At 65.9% G+C, this 18,416-nt stretch carries 17 protein-coding genes and 2 pseudogenes; 11 read left to right on the plus strand and 8 right to left on the minus strand.

Annotated elements, in window-relative coordinates; translation table 11 throughout:
• Positions 1 to 41 precede the first annotated feature (41 nt).
• Positions 42 to 1,550: a coniferyl aldehyde dehydrogenase gene (locus A5753_RS12420; RefSeq protein WP_082971292.1), complete on the plus strand. Its 1,509-nt coding sequence runs from the start codon at positions 42 to 44 to the stop codon at positions 1,548 to 1,550.
• On the opposite strand, the gene A5753_RS12425 is transcribed toward A5753_RS12420, so the two are convergent.
• The 5 genes from A5753_RS12425 to A5753_RS12445 are packed head-to-tail and all read right to left on the minus strand — an operon-like array spanning position 1,519 to position 6,295.
• Positions 1,519 to 2,343 carry an SDR family oxidoreductase gene (locus A5753_RS12425; RefSeq protein ID WP_067127854.1) on the minus strand — a complete coding sequence of 275 codons (825 nt, stop codon included), beginning with the start codon at positions 2,341 to 2,343 and terminating at the stop codon, positions 1,519 to 1,521. The two genes, A5753_RS12420 and A5753_RS12425, sit on opposite strands and share 32 nt — an antisense overlap.
• A gap of 40 nt (positions 2,344 to 2,383) precedes the next feature.
• Positions 2,384 to 4,036: an acyl-CoA synthetase gene (locus tag A5753_RS12430; protein ID WP_067127856.1), complete on the minus strand. Its 1,653-nt coding sequence runs from the start codon at positions 4,034 to 4,036 to the stop codon at positions 2,384 to 2,386.
• A gap of 8 nt (positions 4,037 to 4,044) precedes the next feature.
• Positions 4,045 to 4,665, minus strand: a complete 621-nt coding sequence (locus tag A5753_RS12435) for a PaaI family thioesterase (protein WP_067127859.1) — start codon at positions 4,663 to 4,665, stop codon at positions 4,045 to 4,047.
• Entirely contained in the window at positions 4,662 to 5,291 is a 630-nt protein-coding gene (locus tag A5753_RS12440) for a cysteine hydrolase (protein WP_067127863.1), read from the minus strand. Before A5753_RS12440 ends, A5753_RS12435 begins: the two co-directional genes overlap by 4 nt.
• A complete protein-coding gene (locus A5753_RS12445; RefSeq protein WP_067127866.1) occupies positions 5,288 to 6,295 on the minus strand; it encodes a Rieske 2Fe-2S domain-containing protein in 1,008 nt (335 codons plus the stop codon). Before A5753_RS12445 ends, A5753_RS12440 begins: the two co-directional genes overlap by 4 nt.
• Positions 6,296 to 6,379: 84 nt before the next feature.
• Here A5753_RS12445 and A5753_RS12450 point away from each other — a divergent pair, with 84 nt between their 5' ends.
• The 5 genes and pseudogenes from A5753_RS12450 to A5753_RS12470 all read left to right on the plus strand — a co-directional run bounded on the left by A5753_RS12450 (position 6,380) and on the right by A5753_RS12470 (position 9,735).
• Complete coding sequence (locus A5753_RS12450; protein WP_067127869.1) at positions 6,380 to 6,832, plus strand: nuclear transport factor 2 family protein; 453 nt, start codon at positions 6,380 to 6,382, stop codon at positions 6,830 to 6,832.
• 49 nt (positions 6,833 to 6,881) lie between these two features.
• Positions 6,882 to 7,157: pseudogene (locus A5753_RS12455) on the plus strand (cyclohexanone monooxygenase); the annotation flags it as partial.
• Between the two features lie 13 nt (positions 7,158 to 7,170).
• Complete coding sequence (locus A5753_RS12460) at positions 7,171 to 8,316, plus strand: alpha/beta hydrolase (RefSeq protein ID WP_156656077.1); 1,146 nt, start codon at positions 7,171 to 7,173, stop codon at positions 8,314 to 8,316.
• Positions 8,316 to 8,696 carry a nuclear transport factor 2 family protein gene (locus tag A5753_RS12465; RefSeq protein ID WP_067127878.1) on the plus strand — a complete coding sequence of 127 codons (381 nt, stop codon included), beginning with the start codon at positions 8,316 to 8,318 and terminating at the stop codon, positions 8,694 to 8,696. Before A5753_RS12460 ends, A5753_RS12465 begins: the two co-directional genes overlap by 1 nt.
• A pseudogene (locus tag A5753_RS12470) lies at positions 8,693 to 9,735 on the plus strand (TIGR03857 family LLM class F420-dependent oxidoreductase). The gene A5753_RS12465 and the pseudogene A5753_RS12470 overlap by 4 nt, the downstream one beginning before the upstream one ends.
• An 18-nt stretch (positions 9,736 to 9,753) precedes the next feature.
• On the opposite strand, the gene A5753_RS12475 reads toward A5753_RS12470, so the two are convergent.
• Positions 9,754 to 11,250 carry an acyl-CoA carboxylase subunit beta gene (locus tag A5753_RS12475; RefSeq protein WP_067127880.1) on the minus strand — a complete coding sequence of 499 codons (1,497 nt, stop codon included), beginning with the start codon at positions 11,248 to 11,250 and terminating at the stop codon, positions 9,754 to 9,756.
• Positions 11,251 to 11,409: 159 nt separating this feature from the next.
• Between A5753_RS12475 and A5753_RS12480 the strand changes: the two genes are divergently transcribed.
• From A5753_RS12480 to A5753_RS12495, 4 genes are read left to right on the plus strand one after another with little or no spacing between them, the layout of a single operon-like run.
• The gene (locus A5753_RS12480) at positions 11,410 to 12,630 is read left to right on the plus strand and encodes a cytochrome P450 (protein ID WP_067127883.1); all 1,221 of its coding nucleotides are present in this window, start codon (positions 11,410 to 11,412) and stop codon (positions 12,628 to 12,630) included.
• Positions 12,631 to 12,677: 47 nt separating this feature from the next.
• Complete coding sequence (locus A5753_RS12485) at positions 12,678 to 13,499, plus strand: SDR family NAD(P)-dependent oxidoreductase (RefSeq protein ID WP_067128061.1); 822 nt, start codon at positions 12,678 to 12,680, stop codon at positions 13,497 to 13,499.
• Positions 13,500 to 13,538: 39 nt separating this feature from the next.
• Positions 13,539 to 13,979 carry a VOC family protein gene (locus tag A5753_RS12490; protein ID WP_067127886.1) on the plus strand — a complete coding sequence of 147 codons (441 nt, stop codon included), beginning with the start codon at positions 13,539 to 13,541 and terminating at the stop codon, positions 13,977 to 13,979.
• On the plus strand, positions 13,976 to 14,716 hold the full coding sequence (locus A5753_RS12495) for an SDR family NAD(P)-dependent oxidoreductase (protein ID WP_067127890.1): 741 nt from the start codon (positions 13,976 to 13,978) through the stop codon (positions 14,714 to 14,716). Before A5753_RS12490 ends, A5753_RS12495 begins: the two co-directional genes overlap by 4 nt.
• Before the next feature lie 2 nt (positions 14,717 to 14,718).
• Here A5753_RS12495 and A5753_RS12500 read toward each other — a convergent pair whose 3' ends face one another.
• Together A5753_RS12500 and A5753_RS12505 are read right to left on the minus strand one after the other, a co-directional pair.
• Positions 14,719 to 15,876, minus strand: a complete 1,158-nt coding sequence (locus tag A5753_RS12500; RefSeq protein WP_067127894.1) for a Zn-dependent alcohol dehydrogenase — start codon at positions 15,874 to 15,876, stop codon at positions 14,719 to 14,721.
• On the minus strand, positions 15,873 to 17,105 hold the full coding sequence (locus A5753_RS12505) for a cytochrome P450 (RefSeq protein WP_067127897.1): 1,233 nt from the start codon (positions 17,103 to 17,105) through the stop codon (positions 15,873 to 15,875). The genes A5753_RS12500 and A5753_RS12505 overlap by 4 nt, the downstream gene beginning before the upstream one ends.
• A gap of 349 nt (positions 17,106 to 17,454) precedes the next feature.
• On the opposite strand from A5753_RS12505, the gene A5753_RS12510 reads away from it, so the two are divergent.
• Entirely contained in the window at positions 17,455 to 18,414 is a 960-nt protein-coding gene (locus A5753_RS12510; protein ID WP_067127899.1) for an alpha/beta hydrolase, read from the plus strand.
• Positions 18,415 to 18,416 lie beyond the last annotated feature (2 nt).

Here is an 18,416-nt window from a genome sequence, read left to right on the forward strand (position 1 = left end):
CATGCGAGGCCGCTCGCCGGTCCGGACACCGAAGGTGAGTCATGAGCACACTTGACGAACGCGCTCACGGCACTGCCGAACAGCGGGCCGCTGAGCTGGACGCGGTCCTGCAGCGGCAGCGGCGTGCCTTCAAGGCTGAGGGGCCGCCCAGCCTGGCGGCGCGGCGCAACCGCATCGACCGGCTGATGGCACTGGTTCTCGACAACACCGGCGCGTTCGTGGACGCCATGGCCGCCGACTTCGGCACGCGCTCCAAGGCGGCAACCCTGTTTACCGAGGTCATCGGGATGTTCTCCGTCATCGAGCACACCAGATCCCATGCCGCTCAGTGGATGCGGCCAACCAAGCTGATGCGCACGGCGCGGCTGTTCGGTCTGCGGGCCGAGGTCCAGCCCTCGCCACTCGGAGTGATCGGGATCATCGGTCCGTGGAACTTTCCGCTCAATCTCGTTGTCCTGCCCGCCGCCACCGCGTTCGCGGCCGGCAACCGGGTGATGATCAAAATGTCGGAGGTCACCTCGCACACCGCGGACCTGATGGCATCGCTCGGGCCTAAATACTTCGAATCGGACGAACTGCACGTCGTCACCGGCGGTCCCGACGTGGCGGCCGCCTTCGCCGCCTTGCCGTTCGACCACCTCTTCTTCACCGGCTCACCGTCGGTCGGGGCCCTGGTCCAGCGGTCGGCGGCGCAAAATCTGGTTCCGGTGACGTTGGAGCTCGGCGGCAAGAATCCCGTCGTCGTCGCGCCGGGCGCCGACATCCGCCGGGCGGCGACACGGATCGCGCAGGCCCGCATGGTCAACGGGGGCCAAGTCTGCGTGTGCCCCGACTATGTGTTCGTGCCCGAAGGACGGCTGGATGCCTTCGTGGACGTCGCCCGGAATGCCCTGCGCGAGATGTTCGGCAGCATCGTGTCGAACAAGGACTACTGCTCAAGTGTCAACGATGCGAATTTCGACCGGGTCATCGGGCTGATCGAGGACGCCCGCGACAAGGGCGCGAGCGTGGAAACCGTTGCGCCGGTGGGAGAGTCGCTGCCGGACCGTGCCTCGCGCAAGATCGCGCCCACCATAGTTCGTGACGTCGACGAGCGCATGAAGATTGCACGGGAGGAGATCTTCGGCCCGGTCCTCGTGGTGAAGGCGTACTCGGGCCTGACGGAGGCCATCGACTACATCAACGACCGACCGACGCCATTGGTGGCGTACTGGTATGGACCCGACGACGCCGACTTCCGCGCCTTCGTCCGCAGCACCCGCAGCGGCGGTGTCGCCCGTAACGACTTTGCGGCACAGATGATCCCGTCGGCGGCGCCGTTCGGGGGAGTGGGCCGCAGCGGGATGGGCGCCTACCATGGCAAGGCCGGTTTCGACTCGTTCAGTCATTACCGCACCGTGGTGGGCAACGATCTGCCTTTCAGCATCACCGGGAACGCGGCGCCGCCGTTCGGCCGCTCGTTGCGGCTGGGGGCCGGCGTGATGATGCGAATAACGAAGGCCCGCAACCGCCGCCGGCTCAGCGCGAGTCGGTCAGTTTCCCGGCCCTAGCCAAAAGGCCCGCGTATCCCGCGCCGAGTAGGCGCGGCATCGCCGCCATCACGCGGCCGTCGGCTCCGATGAGGATGCGGGCGCGGTTCTTGTCGGCCCCGCGCAGGATCAGCCGGGCGGCCTTGGTGGCGGACGTCAGGGCCGCGCGATCGAACATCTTGGTCGCCATCTCGGGATCCTCGTTGTCCGCCGTGCGCATGTTCGCCCCGAAGTTGGTGCGCACCACGCCCGGGTGCACGCAGTGCACGGTGACCGGACGGCTCTCCATGATCATCTCCTGACGCAGTGCCTCGGTGAGGCCGCGCACCGCGAACTTGGACATGCTGTAGGCGCCTTGGTACGGAACCGCGATCAGCCCGAAGGCGCTGGACAGATTGATCAACCGGGCGGGGCGTCGCGCCGTACCCGCCTCGATGAGTTGTGGCAGAAAGGCTTTGGTCCCGTTGACGACGCCGCCGACGTTGATTTCCATCAGCCAGTCGAAGTCCTTCCAGGACATCTCCGCCACGCCGGCGAACAGGTCGACCCCGGCGTTGTTGAACACCAGCGAGGCGGGCCCGTGCTGCTCGCGCACCTCGTCAGCGAAACTCAGCACCGCATCGCGGTCGGCGACATCGACCCGGTACGGCGTCACCTGCCCGAGCGGACACGCGGCCTGGGTTTCGGCCAGGCCGTCCGGGTCGATGTCGGATGCGGCGACGTGTGCCCCATCCCGTGCAAGCGCCTGGGTCAGGGCGCGGCCGATGCCGGAGCCGGCACCCGTGACCACAGCGACACGACCTTGGTACTTCATTGGTCTACGCCTTTCCGCGTCGGGCTGCCGGGATCACCGGTCAGCCATTCACCGCCTGCTCGCGCGCCCACCGGTAGTCGGCCTTTCCCGACGGGCTGCGCTCGATGATCGGACGGAACACAATCGCTTTGGGAAGCTTGTAGCGCGCCAGCGTCTGCGCGGCGTGCGCCACCAGTTCCCGTGACTCGACGCCGGCGCCCGGTGCGAGCGCCACCACGGCGACGACCTCCTGGCCCCACCGCTCGCTCGGCCGACCGGCGACCACCACGTCGGCCACCGCGGGATGCGAGGCGATGGCCGTTTCGACCTCCTCGACGAAGATCTTCTCGCCGCCGGAGTTGATGGTGACCGAGTCCCGGCCCAGCAATTCGATGGAGCCGTCGGTGCCGTGGCGCGCGCGGTCACCGGGGACGGCGTACCGCACGCCGTCGATCACCGGAAATGTCTTGGCCGTCTTGGCCGCATCGCCCTTGTAGCCGAGTGGGACGTAGCCCCGCTGCGCCAGCCAGCCCATCCCGTCGTGGCCCGGTTTTAGGATTGCGGTCAGGTCCTCTGCCGCGACGAAGGTGTCCGGCCCGGCGTTGAACCTGCCGGTCGCCACCGCTCCGGAGGTCGACATGTGGTGCATCTGCGCCCCGGTTTCCGAGGATCCGACGCCGTCGACGACAACGGCGTTCGGCAGCGTTTCGATCAAGCGTTGCTTGACGTACGGGGTCAGCAGCGCACCGCCGTTGGCGACGACCGCCAGCGACGATACGTCGGCGATCCCCTTCTCGATCGCGGCGACCAAGGGGCGCGCCATCGCATCGCCCACCACGGTGACCACCATGACTTTTTCTCGCTCGATGGTGCGCACCACGTCGTCGGCGTCCAGGTGATCGACCACCGTGGGAAAGACGACGGACTGTCCCGTCGTGATCGCGGTCATCACACTCCACTGGGCGGCGCCGTGGATCAGCGGGGGCAGGATCATCAGCTTGGTGCCCGGACCCGACGCGGCGCGTTCGACGATCTCTTCGACGGAACTGGACGGCTCGCCGGTCATCAGATTCCGGCCGCCGAAGGACGTCATGAAAATGTCGTGCTGGCGCCACAACACGCCCTTCGGCATCCCCGTCGTGCCGCCGGTGTACAAGACGTACAGGTCGTCGGCGGAGTGCCGCACCGGCGGCGGCTCCGGAGACATCGACGCCAGGGCGGCCTCGTAATCGACTGCGCCCTCGAGTAATTCGTTGCCCGAGTCGTCGGCGATCTGGATCAGCACGCGCAGCTGTGGCAGATCCGGCAGGATTTCGGCCACCCGCGGTGCGAACGCCGCGTGGTAGAGCAGCGCGGTCGCCCCGGAGTCCGCGAGCAGGTATTGCAGCTCGCTCTTCACGTAGCGGAAGTTGACATTGAACGGGGCAACTCGCGCCTCAAAGCTGCCCAGCAACGCCTCGACGAATTCGTTCCCGTTGTAGGCGTAAAGGCCCAGCAGGTCTTGGCCCACCTCGTGGCCGCTCAGCGCGGAGCGCTCGGTGTGGCAGCCCAACCCCTGCGAATGCAGATACGCGGCCAGCCGGGTAGAGCGTTCGATCGCCTGCGCATAGGTGTAGCGCCGATCGCCCTGGATGATCAGCTCCCGATCGGGGATCGCGGCGGCGACGGCCTTCGCGACCGCCGGCACCGTGAATGTTGTTGTGGTGTCGGACATCGTGCCTCTCACGGCTGGTGGGGGAGCAGGCGGACCATCAGGCCGTTGGCTTCGCTGAGCAAGGTTCCATCGGCGGCTATCATAGTAGCGTCAATGAAAACCTTCCTGCCGTCGACTCGCGTGATGCGACCCTGGGCCGTCAGTGGCTGGTCGATGGGGGTGATGCTGCGGAAGTCGACGTGCAGGTAGGCGGTGCGCGTCGGCCGGATGTCCGCGGTAGTCACGACCATGCCGAACAGCCAGTCGTAGAACAGCGGGATCATGCCGCCGTGCACGGCCCGGTTCCCGCCGATATGGGCGGTGCTGAAATGACCGGCCATCCGCACGCCATCGGGACCGGACTCGGTCACCATCCAGGGCGGCATCAGGGGATGGGCCAAACCGGGCAGGCTCAGCACCCGGCCGGCCACCGCCTCGGTCTCGTGGACCTGGTGGCCGTCCAGCAGCGCGCAGGCGTTCTCCAGGTGCGCGGTTGCGGCGGCCCACAGCGCCGGGTCGGGCTTCGTGGACACCGTCAGGTCCTGCAGACGGCGCAGCGCGGCGACGAACGGGCCCAGTTCCGCGGGTGCGTCCTCGACGGGTCTGACGTCGGGGAATCCGCCTCGAACTTCCGGCGCGGTTTCGGTCATCGCGTTCCTTCGTCCCAGGCCCGGAGCAGATCGTCGGTGCTGGTGATCGTGGCCAGCAGCGACAGGGTGTTGGCGATCATCGCTGCACCATAGTCGGCGGGTACGCCGGCCACCGCGTCGCGGGGGACGACCACCCGGTAGGCGGCGTTGACGGCGTCCATGACGAGGTTGGGAATCGCGATGTTCAGCGAAACGCCGACCACGACAATGGTCGACACCCCGAGATTGCGCAGCACCGCATCCAGGTCGGTGCCGCCCATCGGGCCCACGCCGTGCCACCGGTGCAACACCAAATCCGAAGGCTCCGGCCCTAATTCGGGCAACAACTCCGCGCCGGGCGTGCCGGGCGTGATGTCCACCCGGTTACCGCCGCCCATCGCGAAGATTTTCGCGTTGTGGTTAGAGCCGAGCCCGTCGGGCCGCCGCTGCACCAGGCAGTGCACGACGCGCACCCCGGCCGCCCGGGCCGCGGGCAGCAGCCGCGCGATGTTGGGCAGCGCCTCGCGGCGGGCCTCCTCGGCGAGCATTGCCAGTCCGGCGTCGGGGCCCATCACCGCGCCCTGGCACTCCTGGGTGACGATCGCGGTGTGCCCCGGTGCGGCGAGTCCGGTCGTTCGGTCCGTCATGCGGGGGCGCCCACCGGCGCGACGTCATAGAACTGGGTCGCCCATTTCCTCAGTGCCATATAACCTTTCGCATCGACCTTCGACAGCGCGGGGTGTTCGACGTACTTCTGGTAGCGCCAGATCTGCAGATCGTCGAACACGGTGGACAGGAACTGCTTCTCGATGACCTCGCGCAGTTTGCCGTCGGGAACGTCCGCGGTGTCCCCGGGTGGCCGCGGCCACCAGATCGAGTAGAACAGGTCCGAGCATTCGTCGTCGACCGGCGTACAAGTGAAGATCAGCCGATGATTCTGCGCGCCCTCGAAGACGCTGATCGCTCCGCCGAGGCCGAACAGGTGGCTGTGGAACTGCAAGACCAGGTCTTCGGGGTTGTCGCTCTGCGCGTCGGGCCAGCCCGCGATGAACTGCCATTCCTGGTCGACGATCTTCCAATCCAGCACCCTGGGCGTCACGGTCGCGTGGTGCACGTACTCGAAATGCGCGCTGTCGGGGGCGTTCTCGGCGACGATCTGCGGATGCACCGGTTCGCGCTCCGCGCGCCGCGAGAACTCCGGGTACGCGCGGTAATACGCCGCAGGGTCCGTCTCGAACTGCGGGAACTTGTGAAAGATGTCCGGCATCTCCCATTGCGGCTCCTCGCCGTCCGGGTGGTGCCAGACGAAGACGCAGTCGTACTGCTCCCGCACGGGATACACCCGCAGCCGCAGTCCGCGGTTGGGCCGGTCCGGCTGATAGGGGATGTATCGGTTGGTGCCGTCGGGACCCCAGCGCCAGCCGTGGAACGGGCACTCGACGCAGTCGTCGATCACCTTGCCGCCGTGACCGATGTGCGCGCCGAGGTGCTTGCAGTGTGCTTCCAAGACGTGCAACTCACCCTGCTCGTCCCGGTAGGCCACCAGATCCTCGCCGAAGTAATGCAGCGGCCGGACCTCGCCGTCGGGAAACTCCGGAGACCAGCCGACCATGAACCAGCCGGTGACTTTCCAGGTGAATGGGACTTTCACGGCCAACGCCTCTCGTGATCGTTGATACTAAATCCATTACAGTATAGATTTCAGCAGTCCGGCCGGCACGCGGCAAGGAGTGAAATGACGACAGCGGCTGACGAGCTGGAAGCCATCCGGCAACTGAAGGCGCGCTACTGCCGCTTCCTGGACACCAAAGACCTCGAGTCCTGGCGCGACGTGTTCACCACCGACGTCGTGGTCACCCTCGACATGGCGGTGTCCACCGCCCGTGCCGACCCGCAGACCGCGCCACCGATCGAAGGCGTCGAGAACTTCGCGCCGATGGTGATGGGCGGGCTCGAGGGAGTGACCACCAAACATCACTGTCACACCCCCGAGATCGCGCTCACCTCCGCCACCACCGCGACCGGCATCTGGGCGATGGAGGACCTGCTGATCTTCGGTGACGGCCGCGAGTTGTACGGCGCCGGCCACTACCACGAGACCTACGAGAAGCGCGACGGTGTATGGCGGATCAAGACCCTGCACCTGACCCGAACCATCTTGAAGATGACCGGTGGTGACGATGGCTGAAGCCGATACCTCGTTCGACGTGCTCGCCATCGGGGCCGGATTCTCCGGGCTGGAATGGATCGGTGACTGCATCGCGTATGTGCGCGCCAACGACATCCGCACCATCGAGGCGATGAGCACCGCTCAGCAGGAGTGGATCGACCACGCCACCGCGCTGGTTGCGCCGACGGTGTTGGTTCACCCGTCCTGCAACTCCTGGTACAACGGTGGCAACGTGCCCGGCAAGAAACGGATGTACATGGGTTATACCGGCGGCATACCCGAATACCGGCGCCGCTGCGACGAAATCGCGGCCGGCGGATACACCGGCTTCAAACTGGCTTAGCAAGGTGGGCGACGTGGGGACGGCGATGAGCGGACTGGGCCTGGCTCAAAATGTGGTCCGCGAGCTGGGGATGCTGATGCCCCGCACCGTGGCCGGCCTGCGACAGTCGACCGGCTGGACCCCGTTATCGCCACGCGGTGCGCGTCAGTTCGGCGAGGCGATGCTCGACGAACTGGTGCTGAGCGCGTTTTCGCTGCTGGGCGGGAGTCCCGAGGAGATGCGGTCACTGGATGTGTGCACCGCGGCGGCCGACGAGCTCTCGTCGCTGGGCATTGGCCGGGCGCACGCCGACCCAAAACCGTTGCGGCCAACCTCGATACACAAACGCAGCATCGCTGGTCTGGCGTTCGAACGGATGGCCTTCGAGCACGACCCGACGTTGCCGGCCACGCTGGAGGCCGACGGTCTGGGCGGTCCGGCACGAGCGGTGGTGCGCCTGTGCCGGCACCACGACGGACCCCGCCCATGGCTGGTCTGGGTGCACGGGGCCGGCCAGGGTGGCGACGAAGACCTGCTGTTGACCCGGATTGGACGCATACATCACAAGCTGGGCTTCAACGTCGCGCTGCCGGTGCAGCCCGGCCACGGCTGCCGGCGACGCCAATGGCCGGCCTATCCCGACATGGACCCGCTGGGCAATGTGGCGGGCATGATGCGCGTGGTGTCCGAGGTACGCGCGGTCGTGCGCTGGGTGCAGCCGCAAGCCACCGCCGTTGTGGTGGCGGGGATTTCGATGGGCACTCCGGTGGCTGCGCTGGTTTCCCACCTGGAGAAGCAGATCGACGCGGTCGCCCTCTACACGCCGATCCTGGGGCTCAACGCAATGATCGCGCGGCACCTGCAGCGGTGGGGCGCATCACGCGAGGGATTCCGCGAGTTGCTGGAATCCCCCGTGGTGGCCCAACTGACCTCGGTGATCGATCCCTTGGCGGTCACCCCATCCCCGCCGCCGGATCGTCGGCTGATCGTCGGGGCGTGGCACGACCGGATGGCGATGCGCGAGCCCGTCGATGCGTTGCAAGAACGCTGGGGCGGCCAACTGTACTGGTACGACGGCAGCCACGTCGGGCACATCTTCTCGCGGCGCGTGCAGCGCATCACCGACCAATTCTTGCGCGACGTGGCCGCGCGCCAGGCAGACCACGCGGTGCTCGACTGATGGCGCCCAGCTGGACCGCCCGAACTGTGGTCGAGCTCTACAACCTGGTCGTGTGGAACGAACGCAATATCGACCTGGCCGATGAATTGTTGGCCGACAGCGTAATTCGGCACGAGGTCGGCGGCGCGCGCACGATGACCCACGCCGAAGCGGTGCAGCGGGTAGTGGACATGTGGCAGCTGGCCGATTCGTTGCGCTTCGACCTCAACGTCGTCATCGAGGGCGAGGACGGCGAGCACGTCGCCATCGTCTACGACTCGACGATCACCACCAAGGACGGCACCGAAACCAACATCGCCAGCATCGAAGTGTTCCGCGTCGTCGAAGGCAAGATAACCGAGGTTTGGAACTGCGGCTACCAGCAAGGGGTTTGGAATTGAGTGACCGTGCGCTTGATGAATTGGGCTACTACCTGCTGGCCGGGGCCGGTGGTGAGGGCCCGGCAACGCTGATGGACGAGGCGCGTCGCGGCGAGCAACTGGGCTTCGGCACCGCCTTCATCTCCGAGCGGTGGAACGTCAAAGAGGCGTCGTCTCTGGTCGGGGCGGCATGCGCGGTTACCAACCGGATGCAAATCGCCACCGCGGCAACCAATCACAACACCCGCCATCCCCTGATCACCGGATCCTGGGCGACCACGATGCATCGCCTGTCGGGCGGCCGGTTCACCCTGGGTGTTGGCCGCGGCATCGCCGCGATCTACGGGGCGTTCGGCATCCCGGCGGTGACGACGGCGCAAATGGAGGACTGGGCTCAGGTCATGCGTCGGCTGTGGCACGGCGAGCTGATCTTCAATCACGACGGCCCGATGGGCAAGTACCCCGTCCTGTTCCTCGATCCCGACTTCAGCGAGGACATCCGGCTGGCGCTGGTGGCCTTCGGGCCCAACACGCTCGCGCTCGGCGGACGCGTGTTCGACGACGTCATACTGCACACCTATTTCACCCCGGAGACTCTGCAACGCAGTGTCAAAATCGTGAAGTCGGCAGCGGAGAATGCGGGCCGCGACCCCGACAGCGTGCGGGTGTGGTCGTGCTTCGCCACCGTCGGTGACCACCTGCCCGAAGAACTCCGGCTCAAGAAAACCGTGGCTCGTCTGGCCACCTACCTGCAGGGCTACGGCGATCTGTTGGTCGAGACGAACAACTGGGATCCCGCTGTGCTGCAACGATTCCGGGAAGATTCGGTGGTCACCTCGATCGCCGCGGGATCGATCACAAGGCCACCGCCGAGCAGATCGAGCACATCGCGACGCTGATTCCCGACGAATGGCTGGAGGCGTCGGCCACCGGGTCAGCGCAGCAGTGCGTAGACCGCGTCCGCAAGGAATTCGATTACGGTGCCGATGCGGTGATCATGCACGGTGCCACACCCGACGAGCTCGAGCCGATCGTCGCGGCCTACCGCGCTGCGGATTGACCAGACGCCGCGCGCATCTCACGGCATGATGACGGTCCGGGTCACCGGCTCGGCGGGGGATTGCCTGGCGGACAGGCCGCGCTTCAGCGAGGCGAGCAGGGCATCCCGTGTCTCGCGGGGATCGATGAGTTCGTCGAACCCCATGTGTTCGGCGGACCGATAGGACGCCTGCAACTCGGCCTCTCGCAACTTTGCGGTGACGTCCTCACCGGCGTGCGTCGCCCGGCCCAGAGCGGCCGCGCTCATGGCGCCCATCGTCGCGCCGGGGTAGGCGAAGGTCGCGGACTGGCTGTCGAAACCCAGCAGGGACATGACCATGGAACCGAACCCGTATGCCTTGCGCAGCGTCACGTGCAGCTTCACCGTCGTGGCGGCCGTCTGCGCGGCGAACATCCGCGCCCCGGCGCGCAATACACCGCTGCGCTCGGAGCGGCTGCCGGGCAGCATGCCGGGATTGTCGGCGAGGAAGACGAGGGGCAGGTGAAACGAATCGGCCACCAGGATGAAGTGCGCCGCCTTGTCCGCGGCCGCGGCGTCGATGGAGCCGGCGAGCACCTGAGGTTGATTGGCCACCACCGCGACCGGGTGGCCACCAAGATGGGCCAGCGCGCAGATGATCGCCTTGCCGTACTGCGGCTGGACTTCGAACCAGTCGGGCCGGTCGAAGATCACGTCGAGCACCGCGCGCATGTCGTAGACGCGGCGGTTGTCGCGGGAGACGATGTCGAGCAGCTCCGGCGTCGCTCGCGGCTCGCTGTCCTGGTCCTGCGGCAACGATGTCGGGTACGACCACGCGCTCGGCGGAAAGTAGGACAGGTAGCGCCGGACATCGTCGAGCACTGCTTCGTCGTCCTCGGCGACGTTGTGGATCACGCCGCTGGGCAAAGCGACATCGGGCCCACCGAGGTCCTCCTTCGAAATGTCTTCTCCGGTGGACTCTTTGACGACGGGTGGTCCGGCGGTGAAGATCGCGCCCTGCCTGCTCATGATCCGGAAGTCGCAGACTGGGGCGACCAGCGCGCCGTGTCCGGCCGACGGCCCGAGTACGACGCCAACGGTCGGGACGCGGCCCGAGCACTGCGCCTGGGCCAGGAGGTCGGTGGGGGTGCGGCCGTAGTGCCCGCCGCCGGGGCGGAAGCCCGCGCCCTCGAGCAGCATCACCAGCGGGATCTTGTCGCGCAGCGCCAGTTCGGCGATCCGGTACCGCTTGGAGTTGCCGCCGGGTCCGATGCTGCCCGCCATGGTGGTGAAGTCCTCGGCGCCCAGCATCACCGGTGAGCCGTTGATCTCACCGGACCCGACGATCAGGCCGTCGGCCGCGATCTCACCGCCGACCAGCGTGCCCAGCTCACGAAACGTGCCCGGATCGAGGAGGTACTCGATGCGCGCGCGAGCGTCGAGCTTGCCCTTGTTGTGGTGCTTGTCGAGTCGCTCGGGCCCACCCATCGCCCGCGCGTGCTGACGGCGACGCTCGAGGTCCTCGAGCGTTTCTCCCCAATCCTGGGCTTTCGGCATGCCTATGTCCTACCTCATGGAAGATTCATCGCGCGACCAGATTTGTAGGGTCACATACTGGATTGCTTACTGTAAAGTTACCCGCATGCCCGAAGCCGCGCGCCTAAAGGTCGACGGGGCGTCCCGAATCGAGGAGTCTCAGCAGTGAGCGCAACGACGATGGACGAGGCCGCGAAGCTGTTGGCGGACCCGTTGGCGTACACCGACGAGCGGCGGCTGCATGCGGCGCTGACGCACCTGCGGGTCAACGCTCCGGTGTCCTGGGTGGATGTTCCGAACTACCGGCCGTTCTGGGCGATCACCAAACACGCCGACATCATGGACATCGAACGCGAAAACATGCTCTTCACCAACTGGCCGCGGCCCGTGCTGACCACCGCGGCGGGTGATGAGATGCAGGCCGCCGCCGGGGTACGCACGCTGATCCATCTGGACGACCCCCAACACCGGGTGGTGCGCGCGATCGGCTCCGATTGGTTCCGCCCAAAGGCGATGCGGGCGTTGAAGCTTCGCGTCGACGAACTGGCCAAGAGCTATGTCGACAAGATGATGGCGGCGGGCCCCGAATGTGACTTCGTTCAGGAAGTCGCCGTCAACTACCCGCTCTACGTGATCATGTCGCTGCTCGGGCTGCCGGAAGCCGATTTTCCGCGGATGCTGAAGCTGACCCAAGAGTTGTTCGGCAGCGACGACTCAGAATTCAAACGCGGCACCACGAACGAGGACCAGCTGCCGGCGTTGTTGGACATGTTCGGTTACTTCAACGGTGTGACGGCGTCTCGCCGCGAACATCCGACCGCGGACCTCGCGTCGGCGATCGCGAACGCCCGCGTCGACGGCGAACCCCTCTCGGACATCGACACCGTTTCCTACTACCTGATCGTGGCCACCGCCGGGCACGACACCACCAGCGCGACCATCTCCGGCGGGCTGCAAGCGCTGATCGAGAATCCCGACCAGCACCATCGCCTGCGCGACAACCTGGACCTGATGCCGCTGGCCACCGAGGAGATGATCCGCTGGGTGACCCCGGTCAAGGAATTCATGCGGACCGCCGCCAAGGACACCACCGTGCGTGGAGTGCCCATCGCCGCCGGGGATGCGGTGCTGCTGTCCTATGTCTCGGCCAACCGCGACGAGGACGTCTTCAGCGATCCGTTCCGCTTCGACGTCGGTCGCGACCCCAACAAGCACCTGGCCTTCGGCTACGGTGTGCACTTCTGCATGGGCGCCGCGCTGGCCCGCATGGAGGTCAGCAGCTTCTTCGCCGAGCTGCTGCCGCGGCTGAAATCCATTGAACTCAACGGTGACCCGGAACTGGTCGCCACCACCTTCGTCGGCGGACTCAAACATCTGCCGGTTCGGTACTCGCTGGCTTGAGTGCGGCCGCGCCGGCTGTCGCTACACTCCCCGTGGAGGTCGAGGCAATGGCGCATAGGACGATTGTCATCACCGGTGCCAGCGACGGCATCGGCGCCGCGGCGGCCCGCCGGCTCGGCCACGGCGGCGACAATGTGGTACTGGTCGGACGCTCGGAGAACAAGACCGCGGCCGTGGCCACCGAGCTCGACGCCGACTATTTCGTCGCCGACTTCTCCGACCTGTCTCAGGTGCGGGCCCTTGCGGACAAACTCCGGGCCCAGTATCCGCGCATCGACGTCTTGGGCAACAACGCCGGGGGTGTGTTCTCGAAGCCGCAGCGGACTGCCGACGGCCATGAGATCACTCTTCAGGTCAACTACCTCGCGCCGTTCCTGCTCACCACGCAGCTGCTGGACATTCTGGTCGGTTCCCGCGCCATCATCGTCAACACGTCCAGTTCGTCTCAGCGGCTATTGCGCAGAGTCAAACTCACCGATTTCGACGCCACGGACCGGTGCCGGCCCAGCACCGCCTACGCGTTGGCCAAATTGGCAAACATCCTGTTCACCAAGGAATTACATCGGCGCTTCTCCGCCGACGGTCTTTCGGCTGCGGTGGTCCACCCGGGTTTCGTCAACACCAATATCGGTCAATCGTCCGGCTCTCGGTTCCTGACCACCATGCAACGGACGCCGGTCAGCAGGATGATCCAATCCGCGGATCACGGCGCTGATCAGCTGGTCTGGCTGGCGACGAGCGTGCCCGGAGTCGACTGGGCGCCCGGCGAATATTACGTGAAAGGCAAAGTCGCCAAAGCCAATCGGGCGGCCGCCAATCCCGTCCTCGCGCGCGAATTGTGGGAACACACCATGGCCAAGGTCGTTTAGGAGCTGCCAACTTAAGGCTCGGTACTCGAGAGGACGCCCATGCTAGGAATCCATCACGCCGCGATCTGCACCGCTGACGTCGAACGTTCGATGACGTTCTGGCGCGACGGCCTGGGCTTTACCGAATTGTTCGGCCACACCTTCACCGGAGACTGGCCAGAACTGTTCGGCGCACCGACAAACCAGCTGCAGTCGGTGTTCCTCGGTGATCCACAGACGCCAGATACCGGGATCGTCGAATTGGTTGCTTTCGAGAGCGCCGCTGAAGCGCTACCCGTAGCTGCGGTCCCCCGGCACGGCTTCTTCTTGCTTTCCCTGCAGCGTGATGTGGACGAAACCCTATGCACGCTAGCCGAATTGGGCTTCACCGATGGTGTTCACCGGATCACCGTTGCGACCCCGGCGGGCAAGACCGTGCCGATGGCCGTCATCACCGCACCCGATGGTGTAGTGGTCGAGCTGATCGGGCCCGCGCGATGAGCGCCTCGAGCGCCGTGGTGACCGGTGGCGCCTCCGGCATCGGACGGGAGGTCGCCCGCCGGCTACGTGACGCCGGACACGACGTCGTCGTGTGGGATCTGTCCGGTGGTGACATCGTCTGCGACGTCAGCGATCCCGACGCGGTGTCGGCGGCAATGGAACGAACCGTGCGCGAACACGGCACGCCCACCCGGATAGTCACCTGCGCCGCGATCGGCGCCTCGGGTCTGCTGCTGGAACAACCTCTCGACGAGTGGCGACGGGTGTTATCGACAAACCTGACCGGCACCTGGCTCACCATTCGCGTTGCGGCGCAAGCCATGATCGACGCAGGGGTTGGCGGCTCCATCGTGGCGGTCTCCAGCATCAGCGCCACCGTCGCCGACCGAGACATGGGCGCCTACTGCGTCTCCAAAGCGGGGGTCAACATGCTGGTGAAGGTCGCCGCCGAGGAATGGGGCGGCCACGGCATCCGGGTTAACGCAGTGGGTCCCGGTGTCACTCGCACACCGATGCTGCCGAACCCGGAGGCCCTGCCCGGCTGGGTGGAAGGACTTTCCGAGAGGACGGCACTGGGTGGGCTGGGTGAGGCTTCCGATGTGGCAGCCGCTATCGTCGGTGTCCTCGAATTGCCCTGGGTGACAGGACAAATCGTGCATGCAGACGGCGGCTTGGCGTTGCACAGCCCGATCGACGCGTATGGCCAGTTGCACCGGGTGCGCAACCGCGGGAAGTAAGCTCAGGCGATCCCGAAATCGATAATGCCCCGGACGATGCTGCCGTTGAGCAGATCGTCGTAGGCGTCGTTGACCTCGTCGAGGCGATAACGCTTCGTGATCATCTCGTCGAGCTGGAGCTGGCCGGTCTCGTAGAGCCGGGCCAGCCGGGAGATGTCCGCCTTGGGGTTGCACGAGCCGAATATGGTGCCCGCCAACGTCTTGTTCATCAGGATGAAGTCCTGCAGGTCGATCTTGACCGACCGGGTCAACTGCGAGGTCATGCCGGTGAGCACGCAGGTGCCGCCCTTGCGGGTGAGTTGCACGGCGTCGCGGACGTCCTGTGGGGTGATCAGCGACGGTGAGACCACCACCGCGTCTGCCATCACCCCGTAGGTCAGGCCGCGCACCAGATCCAGCGCCTCGGCGATCGTGGCCGCGCTGTGCGTCGCGCCGAACCGCAACGCCGACTTCTGTTTGAACTCCACCGGGTCGACGGCCACGATCTGCGCGGCGCCGTTGATCCGGGCACCCTGGATCGCGCCGGTGCCGATCCCGCCGACGCCGATCACCACGACGGTATCGCCGGCGCGCATGTTCGACCGGTTGGCGACCGAACCGTAACCGGTTGGGATGGCGCAGGACAGCAGCGCGCTCGACGTCAACGGCAGGTGTTGCTCGATCTTCACCAATGAATTAACCGACACCACAGTGTGTTCGGCGAAGGCCCCGATCTTGGCAATGTGACCCAGTTTGCGGCCGTCGGCGGTGTGGTGGCGGAAGGTGCCATCGGTCGGCATCCCCGGGACCATGGCGCCCATCCCGACGTCGCAAAGGTACTCGATTCCACTGGCGCACCAGCGACATTGGCCGCACACGGCGACGAACGACATCACCACATGGTCTCCGGGGGCGAAGTCGGTGACACCGGGCCCGATCTTCCGCACGACGCCGGAGCCCTCGTGGCCGCCGATCGTTGGAAACATGGTCGGCAGCCCCATCGATCGCATCACCTCATTGGGCGCTGACATGTCGCCTTTGAGGATGTGGTCGTCGGAGTGGCACAGGCCGGCCGCTGCCATCTGAACCAGGACCTCGCCGGTCTTGGGGGGATCGAGCTCGAATTCCTCGACAGACCACGGTCCGCCGACGTCGTGCAGAATCGCTGCGCGGCTTTTCATGCGGCGGGGGTGAACGTGACCGGAAGCTTGTTCGGCGACCGGAAGGTGAGCCCGACGATCTTGGATTCCACTCCGGTTCCGTCATCGGGCACGAATACCAGATTGTCGACGCGGTCCAACAGGCTGTTCAAGATGACCCGCGTTTCAAGCCGGGCCAGGTGCATGCCGAGGCACATGTGGATACCGCCGGCGAAGGCGATGTGGGATTGGCGAGGCCGGCAGATGTCGAACGTGTTGGGATCGGTCCACCGGCTCTCGTCGCGATTGGCCGATCCCATACACATGTCGATCTGCGCCTCGGCCGGAATGGTCTTGCCGCCGATTTCGACCTCCTCAGTCGTGGTGCGCATGACCATGGTCAGTGGCGTTTCGAACCGTAGACCCTCCTCGATCGCCATAGGGATCAATGAGCGATCTCGAGTGACCATCGCCAATTGTTCGGGATGAGTCAGCAGCAGGTACAGCAAATTGCCCGACGAGCGATAGGTGGTCTCGAGGCCGGCCGGCAGCAGCAGCCGCAAGAAGGCGATGATGGCCTCGTCCGTGAGCTTCTCGCCGTCGATCTCGGCGGCCACCAGGTCGCCGATGATGTCATCGGTGAGCTTGCGCCGGCGTTGCTCGACTTGTTTGAGGAAGTAATCGTAGAGCTCGGTGGCGGCATTCAATCCCGCCACGATGTCCGTTGGGATCGAGATCAGGTCGAGGGACAACCGCCGGAAGAACTCCAGGTCCTCCGCGGGCAGACCGAGCAGCGTCGAGATGATGCGCGTGGGAAATTCGAAAGTCAGCGCTTTCACCAGATCGGCATGCCCGTCGTGCTTGATTTCATCGACCAGCTGATCGCAGACCGGTCCGATGACCGACGGCTCCCAGCGTTCCAGCGCGGTCGCCCGGAAAGCCTTGGCCACCAGGTTGCGGTGGTCGTGGTGTTCCCTGCCGCCCATCGCCAGGATGGTGTGTCCCATCACCAACCCGATCGTCTTGTCGTAGGCGGCGGAGGTGAAGATCCGGTCGTCGCGAAAGGCTTGGGATACACCGTCGTAATCGAACAGCACCCACTCGTCGCTGGGTCGCAGCTCTTCCGGCAACTGCGTGTTGTCGTTCAGGGAACCGTGCCACACCGGGTCGGTGTGCCGCATGTGTTGAAAGAACGGGTAGGGACTGGTCTCGCCGGTGTGATCGAGTGTAGGGACAAGGGGCTGCCCGTTCGGGCCAGTGCTGAGCGTCATCAGCGCTCCTCCTGAAACAACCGATAAGGCCGTTCACGCGGACCGGATTGCGAGTGCCCGCGAAATCCACGGCGGGTGTAACCGATGTGAAAATAGCTATCATAGTATAGATAGCAACGAAGCCCAACGCTCTGCAACGGTGGGACCGACGGCGACCGATGTCCGCCGTTGGGAAGTTTCGCCGGAGATGGCCTGTCCTACCGCGACGCCGGCTCGTCGGGCTCGTTTCGCGGCGCCGAGCACCTGGTGGGTCAGCGCTTAAAAGCGCAGGTCTACCTTGAAGGTGGTCTCCGCTTAGCTTCCGGGACCGCCGATGAGCCCGCACGACGAGCCCGGAAAATGAGTTGATATGACACAGACGAACATGACCCGGCCGCATGGCCTCAACCGCATCGATCCGGTGCTACGCGATGCAGCCGTGGAGCTGGGCGCCTTCGAATTCCGCGCCGAGACACTGCCCGCGGAGCGGGAACACGCCAACCTGCTGGCCGCGCAGCGCGCCGCGGCGGCCGATACCACTGGCGTCTCCGTCAATTCGCGATCGATCGCCGGTCCGGACGGTCATCAGCTGGGCCTGCGTTTGTATCGCGGCCGCACCGAATCGTCCGCGCCGCTGGTGCTGTACGCCCATGGCGGCGGATTCGTCACCGGAAGCTTGGAAACCGACCATGCGCACTGCGTGGAGCTGGCCCGTGACGGCAATTGCCTAGTGATTTCGGTCGACTACCGGCTGGCCCCCGAAAATCCGTGCCCGGCGGCACTCGACGATGTCGAGGCGGCCTTTCGTTACGCCGTCGAAAACAGCGCGGAGCTCGACGCCGACGCCAGCCGCGTCGCGGTGATGGGACGCGACGCCGGTGCTGCTCTGGTCGCGGGTCTGACCCAGCGCATGTTCGACCAGGAAGGTCCGGCGATCCTGATGCAGATCCTGCACCAGCCGATGCTCGATTCCGATGCAACGCCGTCGCGCCGCGAATTTCAGCGCACCCCCGGCCTGACCGGCCCGGCCGTGAGCCGGGCGTGGAACCACTATCTGGGCCACGCCAGCGCCAACGGTCAGCACGTCCCCGCGCACCGGGCCAATCTCGAAGGCCTGCCGCCGACGTTCGTCAGCTGCTCCGAGATCGACCCATGCCGCGACGAGGCCATCGACTACGCCAACCGGCTGTTACATGCGTACGTTCACACCGAACTGCACGTGATCGCCGCGACCTTCAACGGCTTCGACTCGATGGTCCCGGATTGGGTTGTTTCCCAGGAGAATCGGGCGCTGCACGCGCAGGCGGTGCGCCGCGTGTTCGCCATGTAGCG

It is taken from the genome of Mycobacterium sp. 852002-51971_SCH5477799-a (assembly GCF_001667145.1).
In the GTDB taxonomy this organism is placed as follows: Bacteria; Actinomycetota; Actinomycetes; order Mycobacteriales; family Mycobacteriaceae; genus Mycobacterium.